The following is a 26517-nucleotide window of genomic DNA, read 5'->3' on the forward strand; positions in this document are numbered from 1 at the left end:
GGCCGGCCACGCGCCGGCCACGCGCCGTCAGGATACGGCGATCTTCGCGACCGGTGGGCTTCGCAAGCTTGGCAATTTCGGGGCCGAAGATTCGCATACCTTGGCAGATGTACGTCCTTGATGGCACTCGGTGTCAGTGTCAAAGTCGGTGGTGCGGCCCGCCGGACACGGTGGCCGGGACGAACCAACTGGCCCGCTTCACGCCCTGATTTCGGCCATCCAGGCAGTTCTCCCCGGCGGCTCGGCAGCATTGCTCAGCTTCGGCCCATGGCCGGGTTCGGCGGCCGCATCTCCTTACGAGGCACATAGTGCCAACGCATCGGGTCCACGGCCCGGCCCCTTGGCAAGACAAGCGACGGATGGAAACGGTGACGGTCATGGCAGAGGCGAACACGACGGCGGCGGCCGAGCAGCTCAAGCAGCGGTGGGCCGACGACCCCCGCTGGGCGGGCATCGAGCGCACCTACACGGCCGAACACGTGGTGCGGCTCTCGGGCAGCGTCCGCGAGGAGCACACCCTCGCCCGGCGCGGCGCCGAGCGACTGTGGCGACAGCTCCACGAGCAGGACTACATCCACGCCCTCGGCGCGCTCACCGGCGGCCAGGCGGTCCAGCAGGTGCGGGCCGGACTCCAGGCGATCTACCTCTCCGGCTGGCAGGTGGCCGCCGACGCGAACCAGGCCGGGCACACCTACCCGGACCAGAGCCTGTACCCGGTCAACTCGGTCCCGCAGGTGGTGCGCAGGATCAACAACGCGCTGCTGCGCGCCGACCAGATCGCCACCGCCGAGGGCGGCACCGACACGACGGACTGGCTCGCGCCGATCGTCGCGGACGCCGAGGCCGGCTTCGGCGGCCCCCTGAACGCCTTCGAGCTCACCAAGGCGATGATCGCGGCGGGTGCGGCCGGCATCCACTACGAGGACCAGCTGGCCTCCGAGAAGAAGTGCGGCCACCTCGGCGGCAAGGTCCTCGTCCCGACCGCGCAGCACGTCCGCACCCTCAACGCGGCCCGCCTGGCGGCGGACATCGCCGACGTCCCGACCCTGATCATCGCCCGTACGGACGCCCTCGCCGCCACCCTCCTGACCAGCGACGTCGACGAGCGCGATGCGGAGTTCTGCACGGGCGAGCGCACCGCGGAGGGCTTCTACCACGTCCGGGGCGGAATGGCTCCGGTCATCGCCCGCGGTCTCGCCTACGCCCCGTACGCCGACCTGATCTGGGTGGAGACCGGCACCCCGGACCTGGAGCAGGCCCGCGAGTTCGCCGAGGCGATCCACGCCCAGTACCCCGACCAGATGCTGGCCTACAACTGCTCGCCGTCCTTCAACTGGAAGGCCGCGCTGGACGACGACCAGATCGCCAAGTTCCAGCGGGAGCTCGGCGCGATGGGCTACCGCTTCCAGTTCATCACCCTGGCCGGCTTCCACTCGCTCAACCACGGCATGTTCGACCTCGCCCGCGGCTACGCCGAGCACGGCATGACCGCCTACGTCGACCTCCAGGAGCGCGAGTTCGCCGCCCAGGCCCAGGGGTTCACCGCCGTCAAGCACCAGCGCGAGGTCGGCACCGGCTACTTCGACCTCGTCTCCACCGCCGTCAACCCGGCCTCCTCCACCACCGCGCTCTCCGGCTCCACCGAGGAAGAGCAGTTCCACTAAGGGGGGTGTCGTGCCGACTCCTTCCGACGGGTGCCCGAGGGACTTCCCCCTCGGGCACCGCCCACCGCTCCCGCTGAGGAGAACCGCATGCCCCTCTCGCCCTTGACCCGCAGCGTCCAGGTCCTCGGTGCGCCCGGCGAGCGCCACGAGGAGATCCTGACCCCCGAGGCACTGGAATTCATCGGCCGGCTCGACACCGCGTTCGCGGACCGCCGCCTGGAGGTCCTCAAGGAACGCGACCGCCGCGCGGGCCACCTGGCCGGCGGCACCCCGCTCGACTTCCCGCTCGCGACGCGGGCCCTGCGCGAGGACCCGCACTGGCGCGTCGCCCCGCCCGCGCCCGGCCTCACCGACCGCCGCGTCGAGATCACCGGCCCGCCGGAGCGGCGGATGGCCGTCAACGCCCTGAACTCCGGCGCCAAGGTGTGGATGGCCGACTTCGAGGACGCCACCGCCCCGACCTGGGCCAACGTCATCGGCGGCCAGCTGACCCTGCTCGACGCCATCGAACGGTGCATCGACTTCACCACCCCGGAGGGCAAGGAGTACCGCCTCGGCGAGCAGCTCGCGACCATCATGGTCCGGCCGCGCGGCTGGCACCTCCTCGAAGAGCACCTGGAGATCGACGGCCGGCCCCTGTCCGCGTCCCTCGTCGACTTCGGCCTGTACTTCTTCCACTGCGCCCAGCGGCAGATCGACGCGGGCCACGGCCCGTACTTCTACCTGCCCAAGCTGGAGAACCGGTACGAGGCGCGCCTGTGGAACGACGTCTTCCTCCTCGCCCAGGAACTCCTCGGCATCCCCCGCGGCACCGTCCGCGCCACCGTCCTCATCGAGACGATCACCGCCGCCTTCGAGATGGAGGAGATCCTCCACGAGCTGCGCGAGCACAGCGCGGGGCTGAACGCGGGCCGCTGGGACTACCTCTTCAGCCTGATCAAGACCTTCGGCCACCGCACCGACTTCCAGCTGCCCGACCGGGCCAAGGTCACCATGACCGCCCCCTTCATGCGCGCCTACACCGAGTTGCTGGTCCGCACCTGCCACCGGCGCGGCGCCCAGGCCATCGGCGGGATGGCCGCCCACGTCCCCAGCCGGGACGCGGAGGCGAACGCCGCCGCCCTCGCCAAGGTCCGACTCGACAAGGAGCGGGAGGCCGAGGACGGCTTCGACGGCTCCTGGGTCGCCCACCCCGGACTGGTCCCCGTCTGCCGCGAGGTCTTCGACGGCGTCCTGGGGGAGCGGCCGAACCAGCTGGACCGGACCCGGGAGGACGTCGAGATCACGGCCGCCGACCTGCTGTCCGTGCGCCGGATCGCCGCGCCCCCCACCCGGGAGGGCATCCGCTCGAACGTCGCCGTGGCCCTGCACTACTTCGACGCCTGGCTGCGCGGCAGCGGCGCCGTGGCCCTGTACGGCCTGATGGAGGACGCCGCGACCGCCGAGATCGCCCGCGTCCAGATCTGGCAGTGGCTGCGCCACGACCTGGCCGACCGGGCGGCGGTCCTCGACCTCCTCGACGCCGAATGCGCGGCACTGGAGGAGGAGGACCCGCGGGCCCGGGTCGCCGAGGCCCGGGAGGTCTTCGTGAACACCGCGCTCACCCCCCGCCTGGCCGCCTTCTTCACCCCCGAGGCCTACACCCGCCACCTCGTCCGCCGGACGGAGAACCGCTCATGACCACGTCGATCACGTCGATCACGTCGATCACGTCGATCACGTCGAACGCGCCGATCGCGCCGATCCACCGGGTCGGTATCGTGGGCGGCGGCCAGATGGGCGCCGGCATCGCCGAGGTGTGCGCCCGCGCCGGCCTCGACACCGTCGTCGCCGAGTCGGACGCCACCGCCGCCCGGGTCGCCCGGGAACGCGTCGCCGTCTCCCTCGAACGGGCCGTGCAGCGCGGCAAGCTGGACCGGATCTCCGCCGAGGACGCCCTGGCCCGGCTCGTCTTCACCGGCGACCTGGAGGACCTCGCCGACCGGCAGCTCGTCATCGAGGCCGTCACCGAGAACCCCGAAGCCAAGATCGAGGTCTTCGCCGGCCTCGACAAGATCGTGGCGGACCCGGAAGCGATCCTCGCCACGAACACCTCGGCCATTGCGATCATGCGCCTGGGCATGGCCACCGGCCGCGCCGACCGGGTCGTGGGCCTGCACTTCTTCAACCCCGTTCCCGTCCTGCCGCTCGTGGAGGTCGTCTCCTCCCTCCACACCTCGCGCGACACCCTCGACGCCGTGGAGGCCTTCGCCCGCGACGCCCTGGGCAAGACCACCGTCCGGTCCCAGGACCGGGCCGGTTTCGTGGTCAACGCGCTGCTGATCCCCTACCTCCTCTCGGCCATCCGCATGGCCGAATCCGGGTTCGCCGCCCCCGAGGACGTGGACGCCGGAATGGAACTGGGCTGCGCCCACCCGATGGGCCCGCTCAAACTCGCCGACCTGATCGGCCTGGACACGGTCGCGGCCATCGCGGAATCCCTCTACGAGGAGTTCAAGGAACCCCTGTACGCGCCGCCCCCGCTGCTCCAGCGGATGGTGCAGGCGGGTCTGCTCGGCCGCAAGAGCGGCCGCGGGTTCCACACATACGGCCGGGGCTGAGGAGCCCCGGCGGGTCTCCCGGGCAGAGGGTGCGCCGGGGACGTGCGGGACGGCGCGGGTGGGGCGAGTGGTGTCGCCGCACCCGCGCCGCTCCGCGTACGGGGGTGCGGGGGTGCGGGGGGTGCGGGATCGCAGGAGGCGATCAGGCGGGCCGCGTCAGCAACTGCGCGAGATGGTCGGCGAATTCCGTGATCCGGTCGAGCAGCGGGCCGCCTCGGGCGACCCGGAATCCGTGCCGACGCGCCCAGAACGCGGCTTGTACCGCGTGGAGTTGGGCCCAGCGCCGGACGCGCTCGCGCTCGAGTTCCGCGGCCTCGACGAAGACGTCCACGGTGCGGTGGACCGCCTTGCCGAGGTCCTCGGCTCCGATGAGGGACAGTGCGCGCGTCTTGAGCAGCGTGCCGCCGTCGTAGGCGGGGTCCCCCACGTAGCCCTTGGGGTCGACCGCGAGCCACGGCTCCCGGTCCGCCCGCAGGACGTTCCGGGCGTGGAGGTCGCCGTGGATCAGGACGTCCGGCTGGGTGTGCCCCAGCTCGCGCACGGTCGCCACCGCCGCGTCCACCACGTACCGGGGCAGCGCGTGCGCCCAGTCGCCCTCGTCCTTGCGTAGTTGCTCCTCCCAGGAGTCGGCCTGCTCCCGCAGCCGGGGGAGGTGGGCCGGCGCCGGGACGGCCAGCCGGCGGCTGAGCCGCCCCGCCACCGTCACCACCTCGTCGCCGTCCTCGACCCCCTCGAGCGTCACCGACCGGACCCGCTCCAGCAGCATCGCGAAACGCTCGTCGTCGCGCTCGTGCAGCAGGACGGCCCCGCGCCCGCCCCACGCCTCGAACGCGTCCGGCTCGTGGACGTTGCCGGGATGCGGGAAGGAGACCTTCAGCACGGCCGCCACCGAGTCCCGCCGCAGCACCGGAACGATGATCCCGACACCCCCGTGCATGACCTCGCCGTCCGGTACGCACTCCCAGCGTTCCAGTAACTCGTCGACGATTGCCGGCAGTTCGGCGAGCCATGCGGCTCCGGCCGCTCCCTCGCGCTCGACGGTGCAGCGCGTGAACATTTCCGGTGTCTCGATCATCTGGGTACCTTACGCTGGGCCGCATGATCCAACCTTCTGTCCGTCCGCGACCGGCCCTCAGGGCAACTTCGAGCCGCCGGGGGCGCTGAGATGCCGCCCTTCACCTACCGGCTCACCCCCGCCGCGGCCGTCCCCTTCGCCCTCCGGGAACAGCTGGCCGAGACCTTCGTCGCCGCCGCACGCCGCTTCGCCGTTCAAGCCGGCATCGACCGGCTGACGATCGACAACCCGATGGCGCGGGGGTTCTTCTCCTTCCGATCCCGTCCGGCGCCGAGCGCCCCGGAGCTGGCGGGGCTGTTGCCCTCCGACCGGCCCGGCTCGTCCGGCCCCCTCCCACCGTCCGATTACCACGACGGCGCGCACGTTCCGCTCGACACCGGCCTGGAACTGCTGCGGGCCGTGCTGCTGCGCGAGGGCCCCTGGTGCCGACTGCACGCCGAGGAAGGGTTCTTCCTCCACGTCGGGGAACGGCACGACCTCTACATCGGGGGTCCGGCGCCGTACGCGCAGGCCGCTGCGCACGCCCGCCGATCGGGGCTGACCGTCGAACCGGTCGAACGCTCCCCGTACGACCCCGCCCTCGACGAGACCGACCCCCAGCCGCCCGCGGACGGAGCCTTCTGGACGGCGGTCCACAGCCTGGTCGCCGAGCACGGCGGGGTACTGGTCGAGGAACGGTACGTCGGCGGCGACCAGCGGTGGCACCGGCCGACCACGGCCGCCGAGATCACCCGGGTACGGGCGCTGCTGACCCCGCGGGCCCGGCTGGCGGTCTGGCCGGACCTGACCGACGACATCGAGGCGGTCCGCGCCGCCGTCCTCCGCTCGGAACGGCTCGAACTCCTGGTCCAACAGGATCCCGACGGGAACATGCGCTGGTCGCGCATCGCCGAGCCGTGGATGGCCCGCACCGACTACTCCCACCCGATGATCAGGACCGGAGCGCACCGACGGGCCGGCCTGGTCCCGCTGCTACCGGCCGATCGCCGGCCCCTGCTCTCCGGAGTGCTGCCGGATGCCGACGGCGTCGTACGGGCGCGCTGGCGTACCAACCGCACCCCCGCCGACGAGCGGCGGACCCTGCTCGGCTCGCTGAAGACCGGGGACGTGGTGACCGGCACCGTCGTGAGCGGTCTGGACGACGTCGGCGTGCACGTGGACCTGGACCTGGACCTGGACCACGAGTGGCAGTGCCCCATGGGCTTCCTGCGCGTCCCCGAAATGTCCTGGGAGTACTTCGAGGACGTGGCCGAGGTGGCCCCGATCGGCCGGCGGATCCGCGCCGAGGTCCTCCACGTCGACCTGGAGTGGGAGCGCGCGAACCTGTCCGTCAAAGCACTGCTCCCGGACCCCCGGCGCGCCTTCGTCCGAGCCCACCAGATCGGCGACAACCTCACGGGTACCGTCACCAAGATCATTCCGTTCGGTGTGTCCGTGCGCATCGCACCGGGTGTCGACTGCGTGGTCCACGAGAGCGAGTTCTCCGGCAGGACCTTCGAGGTGGGGGACGAGGTACGCCTCACCCTGCTCGGCGTGAACCTGGAGCCGCGCTGGATCGGATTCACCCCGGAGGTCTGAGCGAGCGGCCGTCGGCGGCGTTCACTCCAGGAGGGAGAGCGCCCCGGCGGCCGCGAAGCCGAGCACGGTCGACAGACCCGCGAGCCTGCGGCCCAGTTCGAAGGCCTCCGGCATCATCGAGTTCGCGAGCATGGTCAGGACCGCCCCGGCCGCGAACGCCTGCACCAGCCGGCCCTCGGTGCCGGGTACGAACCCCACCAGCCCGTAGCCCAGCGCGGCGCACGCGCCCGAGATCGCGGTGATGCCCCACCAGATCCGGTACACCACGCCCGGCTGCCGGCCCTCCTCCCGCATGCCCGCGGTGGCGCCGAGGCTCTCGGGGAGGTTCGACAGGAACACCGCCGCCAGGAACGGGACGCTGATCGAGCCGCCGGCGGCCAGGCCCATCCCCAGCACCAGGGACTCGGGTATCCCGTCGAGCAGGGCCCCGAGCACGATGGAGCGGTTCGCGTTGTGCGCGCTCCCGGCCGACCGCTGCGCCGTGGCCTTCTGCGCGAGGGCCCCGTCGAGGAGGAAGAAGGTCAGGGCGCCGACCCCGACGGCCAGGAAGTCCCATGCGCTCTCGAAGCGCTCCTCGGGCACCAGCTCGTACGCCACGGCCGCGATCAGCGCTCCCGCGCCGAACCCCAGCACCAGTCCGGTCACCCTCGCCGACGGACGCCAGCGCAGCGCCAGCCAGGCCCCGATGACCAGGGAGAAGGCCGCGAGAGCGCCCCATCCGGCCGCCGCGAGAGCGTTCATCGGACCTCCTGGACGGCCGTCCCGCACGGGGAAGGCGAGCGGTGCCCATGCTCCGGGCCGCCGTCCGCCCCGGCATCCCCCGGACCAGGTGACACAACTGGTGATCACCACCGATCACCGGTTCAGTGGTGAGCGTGGGCCGATCACAGTCCGTACCCCCGCAGGAACCCCGGTGACCTCCACGGGCCACCGCGCCCCGACCGGCGACCCCATGCTCACGGCCAGGTTCGCCCCTCCGGCCGTGCCCAAGCTGCTGGTCCACCGGCCCGAGCTGCTGGGGCGGCTGACGGCCGGGGCGCAGGGGCCGCTCACCCTCATCAACGGCCCGGCCGGATCGGGCAAGACGGTCCTCACCGCCCACTGGGCGGCCGACGGACGCGCGCCGCGTCCCCCCGTGTGGCTCACCGTCGAACCCGACGACGCCCCCGGTGCCTTCTGGGCGTACGTCCTGGAGGCCCTCCACCGGGGCGGGGTGGCCCTGCCGGCCGCGGTGGGCAGGCCGACCCGCGCCGAAGGGGTGACCCGCTCGTTCCTGGTGCGCCTGGCGGACGGGCTGGCCGCATCCGCACAGCCCGCCGTCCTCGTCCTCGACCAGTTCGACACCGCCCAGCCGCCCGCGACGAGCGAGGGACTGGACTTCGTGCTCCGGCACGCGGCCGGCGGCCTGCGCATCGTGCTCACCAGTCGGTCGGACTCCCTGCTGCCCCTGCACCGCTACCGGGCGGCCGGCGAGATCACCGAGATCCGGCACGCCGACCTCAGGTTCACCGACGCGGACGCCGAGGCGCTGCTGGGCGAGCACCGGCTGGACGTCTCACCCGCCGGAATCCGCCTGCTGATGGAGCGGACCGAGGGGTGGGCGGCCGGGGTACGCCTGTGCGCCCTGGCGATGCAGCGCAGCGCCGACCCGGAGGCGTTCCTGCGCCAGTTCGCGGCCGACCGCACCACGATCGCCGACTACCTCCTCACCGAGGTGCTCGACGCACAGCCGCCGCCCACCCAGGACCTGCTGCTGCGCGTCTGCGTCACGGACCGCGTCCACCCGGACCTCGCGGACGCGCTGACCGGCCGGGACGACGGCGCACGGACCCTGGCGGGACTGGCCCGCGACAACGCGTTCCTGGAGCAGATCGACGCCTCCGCCTGGTACCGGCTGCACCCCCTGTTCGCCGAGGTGCTGCGCGCGCACCTGCGGCAACGCTGCCCCGGGCTGGAACCCCGGCTGCACGGGCGGGCGGCGCGCTGGCTCGCCCGGACCGGGCGGCTCACGGAGGCGGTGCTCCAGGGCGCCGCCGCCGGGGACTGGCCGTTCGCGGCGGCGCAGCTCGTCGACAACCTGGCGATCGGCCGCCTCCTCACCGGCCTGGAGGCCGATCAGCTCGGCCGGGCCTTCGCCGGGATGCCGGCCGGGACGACCGGAGTGGCGCCCGCACTGGTCGAGGCGGCCTGCCGACTCGCCGAACAGGACCTGCCCGGATGCGAGGCCGCACTGCGGCGGGCGGACGCCGTCCTGGCGGACGCACCCCCTACGGACGGCTCGCTCACCGATCCCCGCGGTCCGGTGACCCGGTTCGCCCGTGCCTTCCTCGGCGTGCTCGCCGGACGCCCGGCCGATGACGTGACGGCCGTCGAACGGGCCGCCGCCGACGCCGACCGGCTGCTGCGGGAGCTGCCGCCGCCCCTGGTCGCCGAGCGCCCCGAGCTGCGCGCCCTGCTGCTGGCGCACCTCGGCGCCGTCGAGCTGGGTGCGGGACGCCCGGACCGGGCCGGATCCACCCTCGCGGCCGCGGTCGCCGCGTGCGGGGAGCCGGGCACGGAGTCCCCGCACTGCGACGCCCTCGGTTCACTGGCCCTGACCGAACTGCTGCGCGGCCGGTTGCGGCAGGCAGCCGCCCACGCCCATGCCTCGCTCGCCGTCGCGGAGCGGTCCGCCCTTCCGCCCGAGCGCCGGGCCGCGACCGTCCACCTCGTCCTGGCGGGCGTGGCCCTCGAGCAGGACGACCTGCCGGCCGCCCGCCGCCACCTCGACCTGGCCACCGCGGCGCCCGGGCCGCGCCCGGATCCCGCGACCGCCGCCCGCGCCGCCGTCATCGGGGCCCGGCTCGCGGTGGCCGAGGGCGACGGGGAGGCCGCGCTCGCCGCCCTGCGCGCGGTCGACCCGGAGGACCTGCCCGCCTGGGCGGTGGACGAGCTGGCCGTGGCCGAGTCGGCCGTACACCTGGCACGCGACGACGCCGAGGGGGCCCTGCGGGTCCTGGACGCGGTCCAGGCCCCGGACGGCGACCGGCCGGAGCACGCGGTGGCCCGGGCCCGGGCCCTGCTGGCCGCCGGCCGCGGCGCGTGCGCGGCGGGGGCACTGGCGGGCGTACCGGGAGACGACGGCGTCGCCACCCCGGTACGGGCCCGCGCGTGCCTGCTCCACGCGCAGATCGCCGCGGCGGCCGGCGACTCCCGGGAGGCCGACCGGCACCTGGGCGAGGCGCTGGCGCTCGCCCGCCCCGAGGAACTGCGCCGGATGTTCGCCGAGAGCGGTCCATGGGTGCGCCGGACCCTGGGCCGGGACCCGCGCTGGGCACGGACGCACGGCTGGCTGACCCCCCGCGCCCCGGCCCGTACGGCGCGTGCGCCGCAGGCCGACGGCCGGCCGGCGGTGGTGGAACCGCTGAGCGCGCGGGAGACCGAGGTGCTGCGCAAGGCGGCGGATCTGCTGTCCACCGAGGAGATCGCGGCCGAGCTGTACGTATCCGCCAACACGGTCAAGACCCACCTGAAGAGCATCTACCGCAAGCTCTGCGTCACCCGGCGCAGCGAGGCCGTCCACCGGGCCCAGGACCTCGGGATGCTCTGAGCCGCGAGCCGCGAGCCGCGAGCCGCGAGCCGTGAGCCGTGAGCCGGGGACGCGCTTCTCGCCCGGACCGGGCGATGCCGCGCGCGGGGCGGAGGCCGACGATGGCGGGGGAAGCCGGGAGCAGCCCGGGCCCTCGCACCGGCCCGGGCTCCGATGCCTTCGTTCCGAGAGGAGTGAGTGCTCTCATGCGCTACGAATTCCGCATCTCGGGGGTCGTACCGGACGCGCTCGCCGCGAGCTTTCCCGAGCTCGACCGGACCCCCGTTCCGGAGCAGACGCTCCTGTTCGGCAGCGTGGCGGACGAGGCCCACCTGTACGGGCTCCTCACCCGCTTCCAGTCCCTGGGCCTGCGGGTGCTCGAAATGCGCCGCCTGCCCGCCTGAGCGGGAGCCTCCGGGCGGGCCCGGGGCGGGTTCGGGTGAAGACCACCCGCTTCGGGTGATCACAGGAACCGGACCGCCGGACGACACTGCGATGTGGGCACCGAAGCCTGTGACTGACGTGCCGGAGCAGGACGGTCCTGCGCTGCACCGCCAACTGTGAGGTGAATTCCATGGGCCAGCCGACACCGACCGGGGGAAACTGGAACACCGGCCCTGCGCCGGGCAGCAACGCACCGTCGTTCCCAAGCGGCGACGGCCCGGGCGCGGGGAACGTGGGCACGATGTTCGCCGCGGTCCTCCTCCTGGTGACCGGGTGCCTCGCGATATTCCAGGGCATCGCGGCCATCGCCAACGACGACGTCTACGCGCGCATCGGCAGCTACGTCTTCGAATTCGACCTCACGGCGTGGGGCTGGATCCACCTCATCGTCGGGATCATCGTCGTCCTCACCGGAGTGGGCCTGTTCGCCGGGTCGAACCTGGCCCGGGGCGCCGGTATCGCACTGGCCGGCATCAGCGTGATCCTCAACTTCATGTGGCTGCCGTACCAGCCCTGGTGGTCGATCATCATCATCGCGATCGACGTGTTCATCATCTGGGCGCTGTGCACGAGCTGGACGCACGCCACCGACTGACGCGGGCCACGTGCGGCACCCGATCCGGCGACGGGTCGGGTGCCGCCGCGTCAAGACGGTCCCAGGGCCGGCCCCTAGGCCGTTTCTTTCGGATCTTGCCGGGCCCGCGAGATCCGAAAGAGACGACCTAGCCGTTCGGATGGAGGAAGAAGGCGGGCTTGCGGACGGTGAGGGAGTCGGCCATGGCCCTCAGGTCCTGGTCGGAAACGGTCGGCCCACCGCCATCGAGGAGAACGACGGCGCCTTCGCGTCGCGCGATGTAGCGGATGGCCCCGGACCGGGAGGAGCGCCAGGTGTCGGGGGCCACCTGTTCGCACGGGCCCGCGTCGATCTGCGTGACACCGCGGTAGACCTCGCACGCGTCCGGGGGTGCGAAACCGGCGGCCTGCGGGGCGACGGTCACCCAGACACCGAGCCGCTCCCGGTCGGCGGCGCTGGTCTCCACCGGTCTGGGCAGCAGGAGATAGCCGAACGTGCCGCTGTAGGCGTTGGCCTCCGGGAAGAACATCCGGTAGCCGCGCAGCTCGGGGGCCAGCAACGGGACCTTGGAGGCAACGAGTTGCCGTTCGGTGTGCTGCGAGATGCTGCGTTCGCCGAGGGCTCCCGTCAACGGCCACATCAGCAGCAGTGCGACGCCCAGCACCCCCCAGCGCCGGAGGGAGCCGACGGTGGGCAGTGCGACGGCCGCTGCCGCCGCATAGGCCGCGGCCAGCACGAGCGGTATCGAGTACGAAGCCAGGAGGGACCCGCCCCCCGCCCGGGAGAACAGGTACTCGGCAGCCCATGCCAGTACCCCGCCCAGAGCGGCCACCCGCCAGGCGGGACGGACACCTGCCACGCGCAGCAGCACCCAGCCGGCCACCGTGGTGACGAGCGGGATGACCGCGAGCATCAGCAGTCCGAACCCCAGGCACCCCCAGGGCTCCTCGCTGTGGCACAAGTCGTCGAAGTCCCAGGGCAGCACCGCCACCAGGAGCCATAAGGTGCCCAGCAGCGCACCCACACCGGCGGGCCGGGCCAACGGGTCGAGCACCGCCCGGGCTCCGCGCTCCCTTGCCCCGCCGCTCTCGACACCACGTTCCCCCACGGTCGCACCATGCCTGTCGTCCCCCTCGATGAAGATCCGTTCCGGTGCTCCATCGTGGCTCTGCAGTCATGCTCACGCCATGAGTACGGATAATCATCCGGCCGGGCGGGGCCGGGCCCGTCAGCCGCAGTGGGGCGCTGCGGCCGACGGGCGCGTTCCCGGCCCCCACGTCCTGGCTAGGCGGCGCCCGTCATACGGGCGTACACCACGACGTTGCTGTCGTAATAGTGCGTCTTGGGGTCGAAGTTGCCGCCGCAGGTGACCAGGCGCAGACCCGCGTGGTCGACGTTCTTGTAGACCTCCAGCGTGGGGAACTCGGCCTTCGGGTACTCCGCGACCTTGTCCACCGTGAACGTCACTGTCTTGCCGTCCTGTCGGGTCACCTTGATGGTGTCACCGCCCTTCATCGTCTTCAGCTTCTCGAACACCGCGGATGCGCCGTTCCACGTGACGTGCCCGGCGATCACGGCCGGTCCTTGGGAGCCGGGGGTCGGACCCGGCTCGTACCAGCCCGCGAGCGCGGGGTCCTTCGGGGTCTGCATGGTGCCGTCCGGGTTCTGCTGCAGCGTCTCCAGGGTGCTGGTCACGTTGAGGGAGGGGATCGTGATCTTCTGGGGCGCCGACCGGGCCAGGGCCTGTTTGGCTTGGCCCGAACCCGCGCCCGCGTCCGTACCGGGACTCGCGCTGCCCTTCGATCCCTGGGCGGGCGCCTGCCCGGCGGGCGGGGCGTCGGCGGCGGGCGCCTGCCCGCCCTGGGCGTCCTGCCCCGCCGGGGCGGCGGGCTTCGCCGCGTCCTGGCCGCCGCCGCACCCCGAGAGGAGGAGCCCGGCGAGGACGACGGCTGCCAGAGGGCCTACGGTTCGGCGGCGGAGCCGCGCGGGTGCCTGCTTCACGCGCCGCCCCCGGTGGTCTCCTGGCGGACGGGGCCGACACCGGCCCGCTTCCGCCCGATGATCACTGCGCCCGCCACCACCGCGAGTACGGTCATCGCCACGCCGTCGCGCACCGTCACCGGTACCGCCGTGTGCTCTTCGGCGCCACCGCCGGTCTCGATGCCGCCGACGGGGATCGACCCCACGGCCGCACCCTTGACCTCTCCGCAGTTGGTCGGAGCCGTGGCCTCCTGGGGCAGCTTCGGATCGAGCTCGCTCTTGCCGGCCCCCTCGAAGTCGTACTTCTTGTTCTTGTTGCGGTCGATGCCGTGCTGCACGACGTGCAGGTCCTTGATGTGGGTGACCACGTCCTGGCCGACCTCGATCGTCCGCTTGTAGCGGATCGTGCCCTGCGCATCGGCGACCGGCATGCGCAGCACGTCGAGGCCGCTGGTGGGCTTGGTGTCCCCGCCCGTGGTGAGCGAGATGTTGATGTCGCCGTAGTCGTGCGTGGCCTCGGTGTTGCTGAGGACCCCGTCGCCGTCCTTGTCGTCGGTCGCGTCCGGGCACTTGAAGTCGTGCCCCTTCGTCGATCCGTGCAGGTGCTGGGCCGACGGTTGACCGGGCACCATGCCCTTGGACTCGATCTGGACGGTGAGTTGGTTGCCCTTGAGGGTCAGCATGACCGTACCGCTGGAGCCCGAGTTGTTCAGCTGCGCCAGGTCGATCTGGTACGCCTTTCCGCCCTCCGCGAGAGCTGGTCCGGAAAGGCCGAGGGTCAGGGCCACGGCGGCGGGTATGGCGGCGAGAACCACGTGGCGACCGGCGCGCTTGACTATCACATTCGCTCCTGTTCCGTGGATCCCCAGGACGGGAATCGCAGATCGTACGGGATTACACGAGGCCCTGGAGGGGCTCTCGCTCCTCCTTCGGTGCCCCAACGCCTGCGGATGGGTGCCCATTTGAAAAATTTCAGGTGAGTTTGTTCGGCTGCGGGATGGAGGCAGCTTGCAGAGGCTCTCCGGAACCGGCGCAATTCCGTGTGCGGTGCACGTCGGAACGCGCTCACGCGGCAACCGGATCATCGCGTCGCCCAGGACGCGGCCCAAGGTGGGATCCCCTGCCGGTGCACGTCAGCGGCCTGTGTCAGGCCGCAGCGGAGCTTTCGCCGGGGAGTGGGGAATTCGTTGAACGACACGCACAGCGCAAACGCAGGGAGGAGGTCGGGGAAGCCCTCCTCCCTGCGCCTAGATCGGCATTGCACCCGCCTATCGGCACAGTCCGCGGCGGGGCCGAGTGCGTCAGGTGGAGGAGTAGGAACCTGGTCTCCCTGTAAGTAATCTGACCGCTATCCATTCGTTTCTGCCGCATCTACGCACGCGCATACACCGCCTTAGACATCATTCCGGTGGTCGATGGTGACATGGTCCCCGTCGACCGTCCGGTCCGGTTCGGTCTCGACCTTTGTAGTCGTCCGGGCGGCGACCGGACGAATAGTTGACCTCTGATGCTAAGAAATGCCGTCAGGGCTACGCGTGCACCGGGAAGGCCGCCTGGAAGGCGAGCCGGCCGTCGGCTCCCTCGCCGATGCGCGCGAGCAGATCGTCGAACGCGAGGTACTCCTCCCAGGGTTGGCCGCCCGTCGCCTGCGCCAGGCGCGCGATCACGAGGTCTTCGAGTTCCCGGAGGCGCTTGTTCTTCCAGACCTTGTCGGCCGTGCTCACCAGCAGGTCCTCCAGCGTCGTACCGGGAGCCGTCCACGAGGCGTGGGTTGCGGCGAAGCGGGCCAGTTCCGGGCCGAACCCGTGGGCCGACAGCAGCTCGCGGCCCGCCCCTTCGTGCGAGGAGCCGGGCCCGGACAGCTCTGCCGTGTGCACCGTCTTGCCGATGTCGTGGGTCGCCGCCCCGAAGAGCACGGCCGCGCGGTCCACGGCGATCCGCGGATGGCGATGCTCCATCCAATCGACCAGTTCGACCGCCACGTCGTGGACGACGCGCAGATGGGCGGCCAGTCGCGGCGGTGCGTCGAGGGACCGGAGCAGGTCCACCACCGGGGACGGGAGCGGCCGGAGCGGCGGATCGGCAGGAGCGTGCAGGGCCTGGGACAAGGCATCCGAGAGGGGCATCGCGGCAGACTACCGACGGGGTCCCGGGTCCGGGTCTCCAACCGGGCCACGGTGGAAGGCACTTACTACCATCTGCCCTCATGATCACATGGCTCGTCACCATCGTCCTGGCGTTCGTCGGCTACACCGTCACCTACCTCAACGGCCTGCGCCTGGCCCAGCGACAAGAGCGCCTCGCACGCGTCAACCGGCAGCTCAGCGAGCTCTACGGACCGCTGTTCGCCCTCACGGAGGCCAACGGCCGCATCTTCGGCGCGTTCATGGAGCGCCACGCCCGTGCCGACGGCCGATCGCCCTTCGTCCATGAGCTCCCGCCCACCGAGGAGGAACTCGCCGAGTGGCGGCTGTGGGTCAAGACCGTCTTCCTTCCGAACATCCAGCGGATGCGCGATCTCGTCATCAAGCACGCCGACCTCCTCGGCGAAGCGGAAATGCCTCCGATCCTGCTTCAGCTCTGCGCCCACGTCTCCGGTTACGAGATCACGGTCGCCCGGTGGGAGCAGGGGAGGTACGACGAGCACCAGTCCGTGGTGCCCTTCCCCAGCGAGGAGATAGCCGCATACGCGCGGAGCGGGTTCGCCGGCCTGAAGCGGGAACAAGGCCGGCTCCTCGGGCGACGGCGGAACAGTGGTCGATCTTGACGGTCGGGATTCCGCAGCTCCGCCAACCGGGCTCCGTGCGTCCCGGTGGACGAACGCGGTCCCGGCCGGAGCCACCCGGTTGCGGCAACGGCGCGGTGGTGAAATCCGTCCGGGGCGCCGACCGGGGTGTCAGTCGGATGGTCTGACGAACAGTCCGGGTCGCCCGGGCTCGACCGTGCTCCCGTACCCCCGAACGGAGGCGGGGGTCCACCTATTCGAGGGAACCGGCCGGTCGCAACCAGGCTGCGAGGCCGTCAGCTGCCGAAGTAGAGGGCGACGACCCCGCTCGGGGCCGTGCGGTGCTCCGGCACCGCTGTGCGGTTACAAGGAGATGTCACGTGTCGCGTGTTCTGAAGAGTGCGGGTCTTGCCCTGGTGCTCGGCCTGGCGGTCATCGGCGGTGCGTCCTCGGCGTCCGCCGACGCCAACGCGGAGGGCTTCGCAGTCGGCTCGCCGGGTGTGCTTTCGGGCAACGTGGTCCAGATCCCGATCCACATTCCGATCAACCTGTGCGGCAACAGCATCAACGTGATCGGCGCGCTCAACCCGGCCGCCGGCAACGTCTGCGTCAACGCCTGACGGTCGTGAACCGTGGCCCGTCCCGGTCGGAGGCTCGGCCGGGACGGGCCCGCACGCGGCACCACCGCCAGGCCAGGCTGCGTACGTGCTGGTCGCGCAGCTCGTAGCGGGCGGCGAGCACGGCCAGCTCGCCCGTGGCCACCTCCCCTGCGAGGTCGGGCTCGGCCGCGAGCCGTCTGCGGACGTTGCGCACGTGTGCGTTGATCGTCGCGTCGACGCGGGCCTCGCCGGACTGACCGTGATCGATGGAAGGCCGTATCTGATCGGCCAGGACGAGCACGAGCGGTATGCGCAGCTCCAGGACCCCGTACGAGATGCTCCCCAGAACCGCCTCGTCCAGCACCTCACCCGCCGACCGCACGGTCAGCAGGTCACCCAGCCCCTGGTCGAAGACCAGCTCGGGCGGAACGCGCGAATCTACGCAGGCCAGCACGATCGCGAAGGGCTGCTGGCCCCGGACCACGCGGCGGCGCACCGCCGCGGACTCGTGCGGATGGTCCTGGCGCCGGGCCCGCCACCGCAGGTTGCCGAGCCGCCGGGCCCCGAGCCCGTCCGGCATCGGAATTTCGGCCGACCCGGGCCCGCGTGCGAGGCTTGGCCAGCACCCGGGAGGAGACATCACGATGCACGCGCCGAGCCGGCCGGAAGACCTAGAACACCCCGAACTGCTCTGGGCCAGAGCGGTGACCATGGCCATGGTGGACACCGCGTGCTCGACGAGCACCGAGTTCGCCCTCGACGACGACGGGCTGTGGTGCCACTCCACCGGCGGGGACGGCTGGTGGCGCCTGACCATGGTGGAGGGCGGGCACGCGGTGTTCTGCGGGCAGGACCCCGACGGCAGCCACACCCACGTCGGCGGCGAGCAGATCGACTTCCTCGCGGGCGGCCCCGACTGGCTGCCCTGGGACCTCCTGCGCGACGACGCCGCCGGCAATCTCTTCGGCTTCGTCTACTGGTGGGAGAACGGCGCGTGGCACCGCATCCCGTACCCGGACGAGGTGCGCGAGGACGGACTGGAGGGGGCCGCCGCTTGGGTGGGCTCGGACGAGGAGGAGTTCCTCGGCCTCACCGTGTCCTCGTTCGACGCCCCTTACGCGCTGGAGCGGAGCCTGACCGAGGCCGTCGCCCGGTTCGCGGCACTGGCACGGGAACGCAAGGCCGACGCGGACGCCGTGGCGGCGCTGTTGGCGGCGGCCCACACCGAAGGCTGCCCGGCCCCGCGCCTCGACGCCGCACTCGACTTCGCCGCCCGCGCGGGCATCCTCGCGTAGGGCCACGGCCGACGGGCCCGCCGCACGCGATGTGCGGCGGGCCCGGCGGCCGTTCCCCATCGGGCCCCGCGCACCTACTTGAGCGCGGAGAACGCCTTGGTGAAGGCCAGCGGCTGCTGGAGGATCGAACTGCACGTCGCGTCGGCGTGGTTGACGGCCCCGGCCGCGCACTGCTTGTCCCGCGTGGAAGACCACATGGCCAGCCGGCCGATCCCCTTCGACGCGGCGAACTGCACGAGCTGCGTCGCGTCCTCCACCGTGAAGACCTCGCTCGCGACATCGTTCACGCCGATCATCGGCGTGACGGCCACGGCCTTCCACGCCGCCGCCTCGGACAGCCCGAGCACGCCCTTGATCTGCGCCTGCGTGGCCGTCGCGGCCTGGATCGCGTACTGCCCCATGTCCCCGCTGTACGCCGGTCCGTAATCCATCGCCATGATGTTGACGGCGTCGACGCGCACACCGTTCTTCTTGGCATCGGCCAGCAGCGCCACACCCGGCTGGGTCAGGCCCTCGGGCATCACGGGCAGGGTGAAGCCGACGTCCAGGCCCGGGTGGGACTTCTGCAGCCGGGCGATGGCCTGCGCGCGGCGCGCGTTGGCCGCCGTGTCCGGCAGGGCCGCGCCCTCGATGTCGAAGTCGACCTTGGTGAGCCGGTACTGGTCGACGACCTTCCCGTACGCGGCGGCCAGCTCGTCCACGGTGGCGCAGTTCAGCGCCAGTTCGTGACCGGCGGCCCCGCCGAACGACACCCGGACGTCGCCGCCCTTGGCGCGCAGCGCACCGATCTGGGCGGCGACCTTGTCGTTCGCGAGATCCGTGACGCCGCCCCACAGCGGGGCGCAGCCGCCGCCCGAGGTGATGAAGGCCAGGTGGAACTCCTTCACACCCGTCTTCGTCGCGGTGTCGAGCAGGTCGTAGGCGGGGTACAGGGACGTGTCCACGTACGGGGCGAAGCGCGCGCCGGTGCCCCCGGGGGCGGGAGTGTGGGTGGGGGCGGTCGCGGTGGGGGAGGGCGACGTGGTCCCGGTGGGCTTTGCGGACGTGGTGGGCGCGGTCGGGGCCGGGCTCGCCGTGACGGTGGGCCGGACGGTGGGGCGCCCGCTGGGCTGGGTCGTGGCGCCCTGGTCCACCGAGCACTTCACCCCGTTGATCAGGCACCCCGTGGGGTTGCCCAGGGTGCCGGTTCCGCTCGCCACGAAGCCGACGGTGACGGAGGCCCCGGCCGCCAACTGCCCGTTCCAGCTCGCGGGCTTCACGGTCACGCGGCGGCCGGAGACCGTGTGGGTGCCGTTCCAGAGCGAGTCGATCTTCGTGCCCTCCGGCAGGTCGAACTGGAGGGTCCAGTCCGACTGCGCCGTGCTGGTGCTGTTGGTGATGACGTACTGGCCGGTGTAACCGCCGCTCCAGGAGCTGGACTTCGTGTACACGGCCCCGACCGAGGTCGCCTGCGCGGTCCCGGTGAGGGCGAAGGCCGCCCCACCGATCACCGCCGCCGCCACGACGGCGCCCGTGACCTTGGCCGTACGGCTCGTCCTGCGCCGGTGCCCGACTGTGCTGCCCATCGCGTGCCTACCTCTGTGTTACTGGGGAGTTGGGGGATCCGGCAGCACGCTAGCCGCACCGAAACGGACATTCGTTCGTTTCGGTGCGGCCCTGATGAGTCTTACGTTCCGCTTAAGGTGGCGGTAAGGGCCGGCCAAGGATGCCGAGGGCGTGCGTCCTGCTCCCGCGGTTCCCGGCCTCAGCCGTGAGCGGCGTCGATGACGCAGAAGCGGTTGCCCTCGGGGTCGGCCAGCACCACGAAGTCCGGGTCCTCCGGGTAGGAATCCCAGTCGACGTGCCGGGCGCCCAGGGAGACCAGCCGCTCCACCTCCGCCGCCTGCTCGGCGGCGTCCGCCGCGTACAGGTCGAGGTGGACGCGCGGCCGCTCCTGTACGGGCGTGACGCTGCGGCCGAGCGCCAGGCCCGGCCCGCCGCCGTCGGCCGGCACCAGGACCGTCCAGCCTTCGTCCACCTGGCCGTCACGCGGTACGTACCCCAGCGCCCGGCTCCAGAATTCCGCGGCCCGCCGCACGTCCGCGGCTCCCATGACGATCGTTCCGAGGGTCAGCATGATCCGATTCTGGCAAACCGGGTGCGGCCGGGAGGCGCGCCCTAAGGTGCCGCGGGCCGCTCGATCGCGACCATCGCCGCGTCGTCGTCCAAGGTGTGGCCGGCCGCGTGCGCGAGCAGGTCCTGGCACAGCAGGTCCAACAGTGCCTGCGGGCGCAGTCCCGACCACGCGCTCACGCGTCGCGCCAGCGGGTAGAAGGCCCCCGCCCGGTCGCGCGCCTCCAGGACGCCGTCCGTGTACAGGAGTAGGACGTCACCCTCGGCGAAGGCGAACGTCTGCGCGGTGACCGCCGACGCCACGAGCCCGGCGAGCCCCAGCGGCGGCGCGGGCCGGTCCACCTCCAGCTGCTCGGCGCCGCCCGCGCGCAGCACGAGCAGCGGCGGCGGATGGCCGCAGCTGACGAGGTGCAGCACCGGCTCGGCGTCGGGGATCTCCAGGACGGCCGCGGTCACGAAGCTCTCGCCCTCGTCCCCGGCACCGTCCAGGTCCCCGGAGACCGCCGCCTCCAGGTAGTTCACCAGGCCCGGCAGACCGGCCTCCTGGTGGGCGGAGGCCCGGAAGGCGCCCAGGACGAGCGCGGCGTCCCCGACCGCCTCCAGCCCCTTGCCCCGCACATCGCCGATGATCATCCGCGTGCCGGTGGCCGTCCGGGCGGCGGCGTACAGATCGCCGCCGATCTGGGCCTCGGCCGCGGCGGCCAGGTACACGGAGGCGACGCCCAGCGGGCCGATCCGGTCGGGCAGCGGCCGCAGGACCACCTCCTGGGCGGTCTCCGCCACCGAGCGCAGCTGGGTCAGCTCCTTCTCGTGTTCCTCGCGCAGGTGGGCGAAGAAGGTCACGAACACCGAGATCATCACGAGGGCGATGATCTGGAAGGTGTGGTTCAGATCGGTCAGGCTGGTGCGCGCGGTGGCGACCACCACCTGGGCCAGTACGGCGACCAGACCGACGAAGGCCGTCATCCGGGGCCCCGCGAACGACGCGGTCACCGCGGGTGCGGCGGCCAGGAACGGACCGAGGTGCACCTCGGGCGGGGCGAGCACGTCGATCAACGTCACGAGGGCGATCAGCGCGAACGGGACCGCCAGCTGCGCGTGGCTCACCTTGGGGAACCGGAGGTGACGGGGGTGCGACGGCGACCGGAGATCCATCCCTCCTGCATACACCGCGCGGTGAGCCGGATCCCCGAAGCCAGGCCGTCGCGTTCGGCCCTGCCGGTCCTACGGGCGGCGGCCGGTCCTACCTACGGGCGGCGGCCGGGCCTACCGCCCTTGCCGCCCTTCGCACCCTTACCGCCCTTGGGACCGCCGGACGCCCCGCGGGGGCTCTTGCCGGCCGGCTTCCCGGACGCGGACTTCCCGGCCCCCGACTTCCCCGCCCCCGACTTCCGCTGTGCGCCCCCGCCACCGCCGCCACCCGTACCCGCGTCCGGGCGCTTGCGCTTCGCCTTGGGCTGCGGCGGGGTCGGTGTGCGCCCCCGCGTGCTGTTCACGGTCCGGCCGCGGACGATCCCGATGAACTCCTCCACCAGATCGGTGGTCTCCTCCTGCGGCCACGACAGCGCAACCCGCGAGGCGGGCGCGTCGGACACCGGCCGGTAGGTCAGGTCCTTGCGGTGGTGCAGGCGGGCGAGGGACTGCGGGACGACGAGCACGCCCACTCCGGCGGCCACCAGCTCGATCGCGTCCGCCGTCGTCTCGGGCCGCTCGATCGCGGGCTTGCCCGGCAGCTGCTCCCAGTCCAGGGTGTCGTCGAGCGGGTGGAACACGACCTCGTCGGCGAGATCCTCGGTGGACACCTCTTCCGCAGCGGCCACGAGGTGGTCCTTGGGGACCACGACCACCGTGGTCTCCGTGTAGAGGGGGATCGCGCTGAGGTCGTCGCGGTCGACCGGCAGCCGCACGAAACCGGCGTCGGCGCCGCCCGCCCGCAGCACGCCGCACGCCTCGATCGGGGACACCGCGACCAAGGTCAGCGGGACGTCGGGCAGCCGCTCGTTCCAGATGCGCACCCACTTGCTGGGTGTGACCCCCGGGACATAAGCGAGCCGGAACGAATGGGGTACTTCCGAGCCTGTCACCCCGCAAGGTTACCGGTCGTGGTCGGAGGTAGCGCACACGCTCGATACTCTTGACACCATGACGTCGCACCAGAACACCCAGACGATGAAGCCCGCGACCGCGGCGAAGAAGCTGGGCGTGTACCTCGAGGCCACCCCCGCAGAGTTCCAGGAGGGTGTCGTCTCGCGCAGCGAATTGAGTGCGCTCCAGGCCGATCCGCCCCAGTGGCTGAAGGAGCTGCGCGCCAACGGTCCGCACCCGCGACCGGTGGTGGCGGCCAAGCTCGGCGTGTCCATCGCCGGCCTCGCCCGCGGCGGGGTCACCGAGCCCCTCACCACGGAGCAGATCGAAGCACTGAAGCAGGAGGCCCCGGAGTGGCTCCAGCGTGAGCGCGCCACCCAGGCCGAGGTCCGCAAGGAGACGGTCCGGATCAAGGAGAAGAACGCCGAGAAGGCCGAGAAGGCCCGCGGTCAGCAGTCCTGACCTGCGACTGCTCCTTCCGTCAGGCCTGGTCTCCCCGTGCGGAGGCCGGGCCTGACGCCTTCTCCCGGCCCGCTCCGCCCTTACCCCGTACCCTCTCCAGACCCCCTGCGCTCGCGGGAGACCACCGGCCGGATCACCCGGCAGTCCCGTCTCCCCCCAGCAGCCGCACCGCCCGCTCGAGCCGGGCCCGCCTGGTCTCCGGGGTGAGCGCCTGGAGCAACGGCAGGATCACCTGGTAGCGCCCGGTGCGGTCGAGCGCCTCGAACGCCTTCGCGGCCGCCGGATCCGCTTCGAAGGCCGCCGCGAGGTCCGGTGGCACCGCCGCCGTCCGCTGGGACTCGTAGGCGTGCGTCCACCGTCCGTCCGCCTGCGCCCTGCGCACCTCGGCGAGCCCGGGCTCACGCATCCGCCCCGCGGCGCTCAGCTCCGCGACCTTGTCCACGTTCACCTGGGACCACAGGCTCCTGGGCCGGCGCGGCACGTACTTCTGTAGGTAGTACCGCTCGTCGAGGGCGCGCCGCTGCCCGGAGATCCAGCCGTAACACAGGCCGATGTCGACCAGCTCGTCATCGGTGACCGACGCGATCCCGGACCGCTTCTTGGCCAGCTTGATCCACACGCCCTCGTGGCGCGTGTGGTGCTCGGCCAACCAGCTCTCGAACGCCTCGGCGTCCACGAAGCCGATGATCTCCACCCCACCCAGTTCCTCCATGCGCCCAGGCTATCGCCCGCCGTCCGGGCGGCATCGGGCCGACACGGCCCGGGAACCGGCGCACAGTTCGCCCAGCACCTCCTCCAACGTGGGCCTGCGGGTGTCGAGTTCGAGGATCACGATCCCGTGCTCGGTGGCCAGGGCGCCGACGCGCTCCGCCGTCATACCGGTCACGGCGAGCCGGCCCGGCCCCGACAGGCGGGCCCGGACCACCGTCGCGCCCGCGTCCGTCAGTACGGCGGCCAACTCGGCGTGGCGCGCAGCGCCCACGACGACCCGGGGCGCGGCGCTCCGGGCGGTGAACTCGGCCGCGGACTGCGCCAGCACCGTCCGTCCCCGGTCGAGGACGACGATCCGGTCGGCCGTCTCGGCCATCTCCGCCGCGCGGTCACCGGTGATCGCGACCGTACGCCCCTGGGCGGCCAGTGCGCGCAGCAGCCGGCGGGCCCACCGCACCCCCTCGGGGTCCAGCCCGGCAAGCGGCTCGTCCAGGAGCAGCACGGGCGGATCCCCGAGCAGCGCCCCCGCGATGCGCAGCCGCTGCCGCATCGCGGGGGAGTACGTACCCACGCGCCGCCGCGGCTCCTGCGCCAGGCCCGTCTCCGCCAGCACCTCGGCCACCCGGCCCGCCCCGATGCCGTGCGCGCGGGCCAGCGCCCCCAGCACCGCCCCGGCGGTCCGCCGGCCGCGCAATCCGGCCGGATCGGGCAGGGCCCCGACCTGGTGGGGACTGCGCGGCCGGCCGCGCAGCGGGACCCCGCACACGGCGACCGTGCCCGCGGTGGGGGAGTCCAGCCCCAGGATCAGCCGCAGCGCGCTGGTCTTGCCGGCCCCGGCGGCGCCGAGGAACGCGGTGACCGCGCCGGGCGGGGCCGTGAGGGAGAGCCGGTCCACGGCGGTCCGGTCGCCGTGCGTCCTGGTGAGTTCCTTGACCTCGATCACCCGGCCCACTCTGCCGGGGCGCCCGGCCCGCGGACATCGCACCGCCGGCGACAAACGCCCGGCGGCCTCCGCCCGGGGGCGTAAGCCCGGGGGCCGATGCCCGGGCCGGACACGGCTGACTACGGTCACGCCATGGACAACCCACCGAAAAGCGCGAACACCCCGAAGGACCCGAAGACCGCGCGGAGTTCGACATCAGGGCCGGGAGCGGCCCGCGCGGCCTGGGGCGGGGCGGGCCTCTACGTCCTCGTCGTGGGCCTGCTGATCGGCGGGGTCCCGTACGCCGCCGGGCCGCTCCTCGGGGCCGTGCTGCTGCTGGCCGTGACCCCGCTCGTCCCCCTGCTGCGGCACCGGCCCCTGGCGGCACTGACCCTGACCCTCCTCGGCGGCACGCTCGTCGCGGGAGCCGCCCGGGACCACAGCCCGGGCCGGTTCCTCGTCTTCCTCGCCTCGGACCTCGTCCTCGGCCTCGTCGTCGCCACGCGCCCCCGGCGGGACGCGGTCATCGCCCTCGCCATGGTGCTCGTCGTGGAGCTCCCGGCGGTCGGGTTGATCTCGGTCGGACCGTACGACCTGATGAGCACGAGCCTGATCGCCTTCCTGTCGCTGGGCGCCGTCTACACGACCGGTCTGCGCTTCCGCGAGCGCCGGGAGCACACCACCGAACTGCGCGCGCAGCAGGTGGCCGAGGCCGTGACCGCCGAACGGCTGCGCATCGCACGCGAGTTGCACGACATGGTCGCCCACAGCATCGGCGTGATCGCCATCCAGGCCGGCGTCGGCAGCAGGGTCATGGACACCCAGCCGGAAGAGGCCCGCGCCGCCCTGCGGGCCATCGAGGCCACCAGCCGCGAGACCCTGTCCGGCCTCCGCCGTACGCTGATCGCGCTGCGTCGGGCCGAGCCGGACGGCCCCCGGGGGCAGGCGCCGCTCGGTCCCGCCCCCGGGCTGTCGGACCTCGACGCGCTGGTGGCCACCACCGCCGACGCGGGCGTGCGGGTCGACGTACGGTGGGAGGGGGAGCGCGGTCAACTGCAGCCCGAGACGGACCTCTCGGCGTACCGCATCGTGCAGGAGGCGCTGACCAACGTGGTCCGCCACGCCGGCACCGGCCACTGCCGGGTCATCATCGGATACGGGGAACAGGAGCTGACCGTGGAGGTCGTCGACGACGGGCGCGGCGCGCCCGACGGCATCGGAAGTACCGGATTCGGCATCACGGGCATGCGCGAGCGGGTCAGCCTGCTGCACGGCCGCTTCAGTGCCGGTCCCCGGGCCGGGGGCGGCTTCCGGGTCGAGGCGGCGCTGCCGCTGCCCCTGGGAGCGGCGGCCGTGGACGGGCTCCGATGACCGCCGCTCCCGCGCGGGCGATCCGCGTCCTGCTCGTGGACGACCAGCCGTTGGTCAGGTCCGGTCTGCGGGTGCTGATGGCCGACACCGCCGACCTGGAGGTCGTCGGCGAGGCCGGTACGGGCACCGACGGGGTCCGCCTCGCCGCCGAACTGCGCCCCGACGTGGTGGTGATGGACATCCGGATGCCGGGCATGGACGGCATCGAGGCCACCGGGCTGATCACCACGGCGACGGAAGCCGTGAAGGTGCTCGTGCTGACCACCTTCGACGAGGACGACCACGTCTACGGGGCGCTGCGCGCCGGCGCGAGCGGGTTCGCCGTGAAGGACATGGCCGTGGAGGAGATCCTCGCGGCGATCCGGGTGGTCGCCGCGGGGGACGCCCTGATCGCGCCGGGCGTCACCCGCAGGCTGATCGCGGACTTCGTCCGCGCGCCCGGGCCAGCGGGGCCCGGGCGCGCGGCGCTCGGTCTCGAGGCGCCCGAGGTGCGGGCGCCGCGACCCGCCGCGGGGATCACCGAGCGCGAGCGGGAGGTGCTGACCCTGGTGGGTCGGGGCCGCTCGAACGGCGAGATAGCCGAGGAGCTGTTCATCTCGGCGGCCACGGCCAAATCGCACGTCTCGCGTCTGTTCACCAAGCTCGGCGCCCGGGACCGGGTCCAACTCGTCATCATCGCCTACGAGATGGGGCTGGTCGCACCGCCCCGTTGAGGGGCCCGGGCGCCGGGGCGCCCGTGGTGCCGAGGCGTA

At 72.6% G+C, this 26517-nt stretch carries 26 protein-coding genes; 13 read left to right on the top strand and 13 right to left on the bottom strand.

Annotated features, from left to right (window positions below; translation table 11 throughout):
* The first annotated feature begins 377 nt into the window (after positions 1–377).
* The 3 genes from aceA to OG594_RS41515 all read left to right on the top strand — a co-directional run bounded on the left by aceA (position 378) and on the right by OG594_RS41515 (position 4264).
* Complete coding sequence (gene aceA, locus OG594_RS41505; protein WP_266607554.1) at positions 378–1664, top strand: isocitrate lyase; 1287 nt, start codon at positions 378–380, stop codon at positions 1662–1664.
* An 87-nt stretch (positions 1665–1751) separates the two neighbouring features.
* Complete coding sequence (gene aceB, locus OG594_RS41510; protein ID WP_266607555.1) at positions 1752–3344, top strand: malate synthase A; 1593 nt, start codon at positions 1752–1754, stop codon at positions 3342–3344.
* Positions 3341–4264, top strand: a complete 924-nt coding sequence (locus OG594_RS41515; RefSeq protein WP_266607556.1) for a 3-hydroxybutyryl-CoA dehydrogenase — start codon at positions 3341–3343, stop codon at positions 4262–4264. Before aceB ends, OG594_RS41515 begins: the two co-directional genes overlap by 4 nt.
* Positions 4265–4406: 142 nt before the next feature.
* Here the strand turns inward: OG594_RS41515 and OG594_RS41520 are convergent, their stop codons facing one another.
* The gene (locus tag OG594_RS41520; protein WP_266607557.1) at positions 4407–5339 is read right to left on the bottom strand and encodes an aminoglycoside phosphotransferase family protein; all 933 of its coding nucleotides are present in this window, start codon (positions 5337–5339) and stop codon (positions 4407–4409) included.
* A 90-nt stretch (positions 5340–5429) separates the two neighbouring features.
* Here OG594_RS41520 and OG594_RS41525 point away from each other — a divergent pair, with 90 nt between their 5' ends.
* Positions 5430–6917 (top strand): S1 RNA-binding domain-containing protein, encoded by a 1488-nt coding sequence (locus tag OG594_RS41525; RefSeq protein WP_266607558.1) that lies wholly within the window; start codon positions 5430–5432, stop codon positions 6915–6917.
* A gap of 21 nt (positions 6918–6938) precedes the next feature.
* Here the strand turns inward: OG594_RS41525 and OG594_RS41530 are convergent, their stop codons facing one another.
* Positions 6939–7658, bottom strand: a complete 720-nt coding sequence (locus OG594_RS41530) for a ZIP family metal transporter (RefSeq protein WP_266607559.1) — start codon at positions 7656–7658, stop codon at positions 6939–6941.
* A 172-nt stretch (positions 7659–7830) separates the two neighbouring features.
* Here OG594_RS41530 and OG594_RS41535 point away from each other — a divergent pair, with 172 nt between their 5' ends.
* The 3 genes from OG594_RS41535 to OG594_RS41545 all read left to right on the top strand — a co-directional run bounded on the left by OG594_RS41535 (position 7831) and on the right by OG594_RS41545 (position 11524).
* Positions 7831–10506: a LuxR C-terminal-related transcriptional regulator gene (locus tag OG594_RS41535; RefSeq protein ID WP_266607560.1), complete on the top strand. Its 2676-nt coding sequence runs from the start codon at positions 7831–7833 to the stop codon at positions 10504–10506.
* A gap of 185 nt (positions 10507–10691) precedes the next feature.
* Positions 10692–10889, top strand: coding sequence for a hypothetical protein (locus tag OG594_RS41540; protein ID WP_266607561.1), 198 nt, complete (start codon positions 10692–10694; stop codon positions 10887–10889).
* Positions 10890–11059: 170 nt separating this feature from the next.
* A complete protein-coding gene (locus OG594_RS41545; protein WP_266607562.1) occupies positions 11060–11524 on the top strand; it encodes a hypothetical protein in 465 nt (154 codons plus the stop codon).
* 127 nt (positions 11525–11651) lie between these two features.
* Here OG594_RS41545 and OG594_RS41550 read toward each other — a convergent pair whose 3' ends face one another.
* From OG594_RS41550 to OG594_RS41565, 4 genes are all read right to left on the bottom strand, one after another.
* Positions 11652–12611 (bottom strand): hypothetical protein, encoded by a 960-nt coding sequence (locus OG594_RS41550; RefSeq protein WP_266607563.1) that lies wholly within the window; start codon positions 12609–12611, stop codon positions 11652–11654.
* A gap of 176 nt (positions 12612–12787) precedes the next feature.
* Positions 12788–13504 carry a class F sortase gene (locus OG594_RS41555; protein ID WP_266607564.1) on the bottom strand — a complete coding sequence of 239 codons (717 nt, stop codon included), beginning with the start codon at positions 13502–13504 and terminating at the stop codon, positions 12788–12790.
* Positions 13501–14325, bottom strand: coding sequence for a hypothetical protein (locus OG594_RS41560; RefSeq protein WP_266607565.1), 825 nt, complete (start codon positions 14323–14325; stop codon positions 13501–13503). The genes OG594_RS41555 and OG594_RS41560 overlap by 4 nt, the downstream gene beginning before the upstream one ends.
* 687 nt (positions 14326–15012) lie before the next feature.
* Complete coding sequence (locus OG594_RS41565) at positions 15013–15609, bottom strand: HD domain-containing protein (protein ID WP_266607566.1); 597 nt, start codon at positions 15607–15609, stop codon at positions 15013–15015.
* A gap of 80 nt (positions 15610–15689) precedes the next feature.
* On the opposite strand from OG594_RS41565, the gene OG594_RS41570 reads away from it, so the two are divergent.
* Together OG594_RS41570 and OG594_RS41575 are read left to right on the top strand one after the other, a co-directional pair.
* A complete protein-coding gene (locus OG594_RS41570) occupies positions 15690–16250 on the top strand; it encodes a hypothetical protein (protein ID WP_266607567.1) in 561 nt (186 codons plus the stop codon).
* Between the two features lie 338 nt (positions 16251–16588).
* Entirely contained in the window at positions 16589–16828 is a 240-nt protein-coding gene (locus OG594_RS41575) for a chaplin (RefSeq protein ID WP_266607568.1), read from the top strand.
* On the opposite strand, the gene OG594_RS41580 is transcribed toward OG594_RS41575, so the two are convergent.
* Positions 16818–17519, bottom strand: coding sequence for a carbonic anhydrase (locus tag OG594_RS41580; RefSeq protein ID WP_266607569.1), 702 nt, complete (start codon positions 17517–17519; stop codon positions 16818–16820). The genes OG594_RS41575 and OG594_RS41580 overlap by 11 nt on opposite strands.
* On the opposite strand from OG594_RS41580, the gene OG594_RS41585 reads away from it, so the two are divergent.
* On the top strand, positions 17452–18102 hold the full coding sequence (locus OG594_RS41585) for a hypothetical protein (RefSeq protein ID WP_266607570.1): 651 nt from the start codon (positions 17452–17454) through the stop codon (positions 18100–18102). The genes OG594_RS41580 and OG594_RS41585 overlap by 68 nt on opposite strands.
* 74 nt (positions 18103–18176) lie before the next feature.
* Here the strand turns inward: OG594_RS41585 and OG594_RS41590 are convergent, their stop codons facing one another.
* The 4 genes from OG594_RS41590 to OG594_RS41605 all read right to left on the bottom strand — a co-directional run bounded on the left by OG594_RS41590 (position 18177) and on the right by OG594_RS41605 (position 22298).
* Positions 18177–19667, bottom strand: a complete 1491-nt coding sequence (locus tag OG594_RS41590) for a cellulose binding domain-containing protein (protein ID WP_266607571.1) — start codon at positions 19665–19667, stop codon at positions 18177–18179.
* Positions 19668–19846: 179 nt separating this feature from the next.
* Entirely contained in the window at positions 19847–20218 is a 372-nt protein-coding gene (locus tag OG594_RS41595) for a VOC family protein (RefSeq protein ID WP_266607572.1), read from the bottom strand.
* 41 nt (positions 20219–20259) lie between these two features.
* On the bottom strand, positions 20260–21369 hold the full coding sequence (locus OG594_RS41600; RefSeq protein ID WP_266607573.1) for a PP2C family protein-serine/threonine phosphatase: 1110 nt from the start codon (positions 21367–21369) through the stop codon (positions 20260–20262).
* A gap of 92 nt (positions 21370–21461) precedes the next feature.
* The gene (locus OG594_RS41605) at positions 21462–22298 is read right to left on the bottom strand and encodes a LysR substrate-binding domain-containing protein (RefSeq protein ID WP_266607574.1); all 837 of its coding nucleotides are present in this window, start codon (positions 22296–22298) and stop codon (positions 21462–21464) included.
* A 58-nt stretch (positions 22299–22356) separates the two neighbouring features.
* Between OG594_RS41605 and OG594_RS41610 the strand changes: the two genes are divergently transcribed.
* Positions 22357–22761, top strand: coding sequence for a DUF5997 family protein (locus OG594_RS41610; protein ID WP_266607575.1), 405 nt, complete (start codon positions 22357–22359; stop codon positions 22759–22761).
* Between the two features lie 133 nt (positions 22762–22894).
* Here OG594_RS41610 and OG594_RS41615 read toward each other — a convergent pair whose 3' ends face one another.
* Together OG594_RS41615 and OG594_RS41620 are read right to left on the bottom strand one after the other, a co-directional pair.
* Positions 22895–23473, bottom strand: a complete 579-nt coding sequence (locus OG594_RS41615) for a YdeI family protein (protein ID WP_266607576.1) — start codon at positions 23471–23473, stop codon at positions 22895–22897.
* Positions 23474–23482: 9 nt separating this feature from the next.
* A complete protein-coding gene (locus OG594_RS41620) occupies positions 23483–24415 on the bottom strand; it encodes an ABC transporter ATP-binding protein (protein ID WP_266607577.1) in 933 nt (310 codons plus the stop codon).
* Between the two features lie 132 nt (positions 24416–24547).
* On the opposite strand from OG594_RS41620, the gene OG594_RS41625 reads away from it, so the two are divergent.
* Positions 24548–25765: a sensor histidine kinase gene (locus OG594_RS41625; protein ID WP_266607578.1), complete on the top strand. Its 1218-nt coding sequence runs from the start codon at positions 24548–24550 to the stop codon at positions 25763–25765.
* The gene (locus OG594_RS41630) at positions 25762–26478 is read left to right on the top strand and encodes a response regulator transcription factor (RefSeq protein WP_266607579.1); all 717 of its coding nucleotides are present in this window, start codon (positions 25762–25764) and stop codon (positions 26476–26478) included. Before OG594_RS41625 ends, OG594_RS41630 begins: the two co-directional genes overlap by 4 nt.
* Positions 26479–26517 lie beyond the last annotated feature (39 nt).

Source organism: Streptomyces sp. NBC_01214 (genome assembly GCF_026340975.1).
Classification (GTDB): Bacteria; Actinomycetota; Actinomycetes; order Streptomycetales; family Streptomycetaceae; genus Streptomyces.

Excerpts from the sequence above, each read along its gene's own strand:
- aceA (WP_266607554.1), top strand. The coding sequence starts at position 378 with ATGGCAGAGGCGAACACGACGGCGGCGGCCGAGCAGCTCAAGCAGCGG.
- OG594_RS41525 (WP_266607558.1), top strand. The coding sequence starts at position 5,430 with ATGCCGCCCTTCACCTACCGGCTCACCCCCGCCGCGGCCGTCCCCTTC.
- OG594_RS41530 (WP_266607559.1), bottom strand. The coding sequence starts at position 7,658 with ATGAACGCTCTCGCGGCGGCCGGATGGGGCGCTCTCGCGGCCTTCTCC.
- OG594_RS41520 (WP_266607557.1), bottom strand. The coding sequence starts at position 5,339 with ATGATCGAGACACCGGAAATGTTCACGCGCTGCACCGTCGAGCGCGAG.
- OG594_RS41625 (WP_266607578.1), top strand. The coding sequence starts at position 24,548 with ATGGACAACCCACCGAAAAGCGCGAACACCCCGAAGGACCCGAAGACC.
- OG594_RS41630 (WP_266607579.1), top strand. The coding sequence starts at position 25,762 with ATGACCGCCGCTCCCGCGCGGGCGATCCGCGTCCTGCTCGTGGACGAC.
- OG594_RS41590 (WP_266607571.1), bottom strand. The coding sequence starts at position 19,667 with ATGGGCAGCACAGTCGGGCACCGGCGCAGGACGAGCCGTACGGCCAAG.
- OG594_RS41570 (WP_266607567.1), top strand. The coding sequence starts at position 15,690 with ATGATCACATGGCTCGTCACCATCGTCCTGGCGTTCGTCGGCTACACC.
- aceB (WP_266607555.1), top strand. The coding sequence starts at position 1,752 with ATGCCCCTCTCGCCCTTGACCCGCAGCGTCCAGGTCCTCGGTGCGCCC.
- OG594_RS41595 (WP_266607572.1), bottom strand. The coding sequence starts at position 20,218 with ATGCTGACCCTCGGAACGATCGTCATGGGAGCCGCGGACGTGCGGCGG.
- OG594_RS41580 (WP_266607569.1), bottom strand. The coding sequence starts at position 17,519 with ATGGTCACCGCTCTGGCCCAGAGCAGTTCGGGGTGTTCTAGGTCTTCC.
- OG594_RS41515 (WP_266607556.1), top strand. The coding sequence starts at position 3,341 with ATGACCACGTCGATCACGTCGATCACGTCGATCACGTCGATCACGTCG.
- OG594_RS41540 (WP_266607561.1), top strand. The coding sequence starts at position 10,692 with ATGCGCTACGAATTCCGCATCTCGGGGGTCGTACCGGACGCGCTCGCC.
- OG594_RS41545 (WP_266607562.1), top strand. The coding sequence starts at position 11,060 with ATGGGCCAGCCGACACCGACCGGGGGAAACTGGAACACCGGCCCTGCG.
- OG594_RS41585 (WP_266607570.1), top strand. The coding sequence starts at position 17,452 with ATGCACGCGCCGAGCCGGCCGGAAGACCTAGAACACCCCGAACTGCTC.
- OG594_RS41600 (WP_266607573.1), bottom strand. The coding sequence starts at position 21,369 with ATGGATCTCCGGTCGCCGTCGCACCCCCGTCACCTCCGGTTCCCCAAG.
- OG594_RS41610 (WP_266607575.1), top strand. The coding sequence starts at position 22,357 with ATGACGTCGCACCAGAACACCCAGACGATGAAGCCCGCGACCGCGGCG.
- OG594_RS41565 (WP_266607566.1), bottom strand. The coding sequence starts at position 15,609 with ATGCCCCTCTCGGATGCCTTGTCCCAGGCCCTGCACGCTCCTGCCGAT.
- OG594_RS41615 (WP_266607576.1), bottom strand. The coding sequence starts at position 23,473 with ATGGAGGAACTGGGTGGGGTGGAGATCATCGGCTTCGTGGACGCCGAG.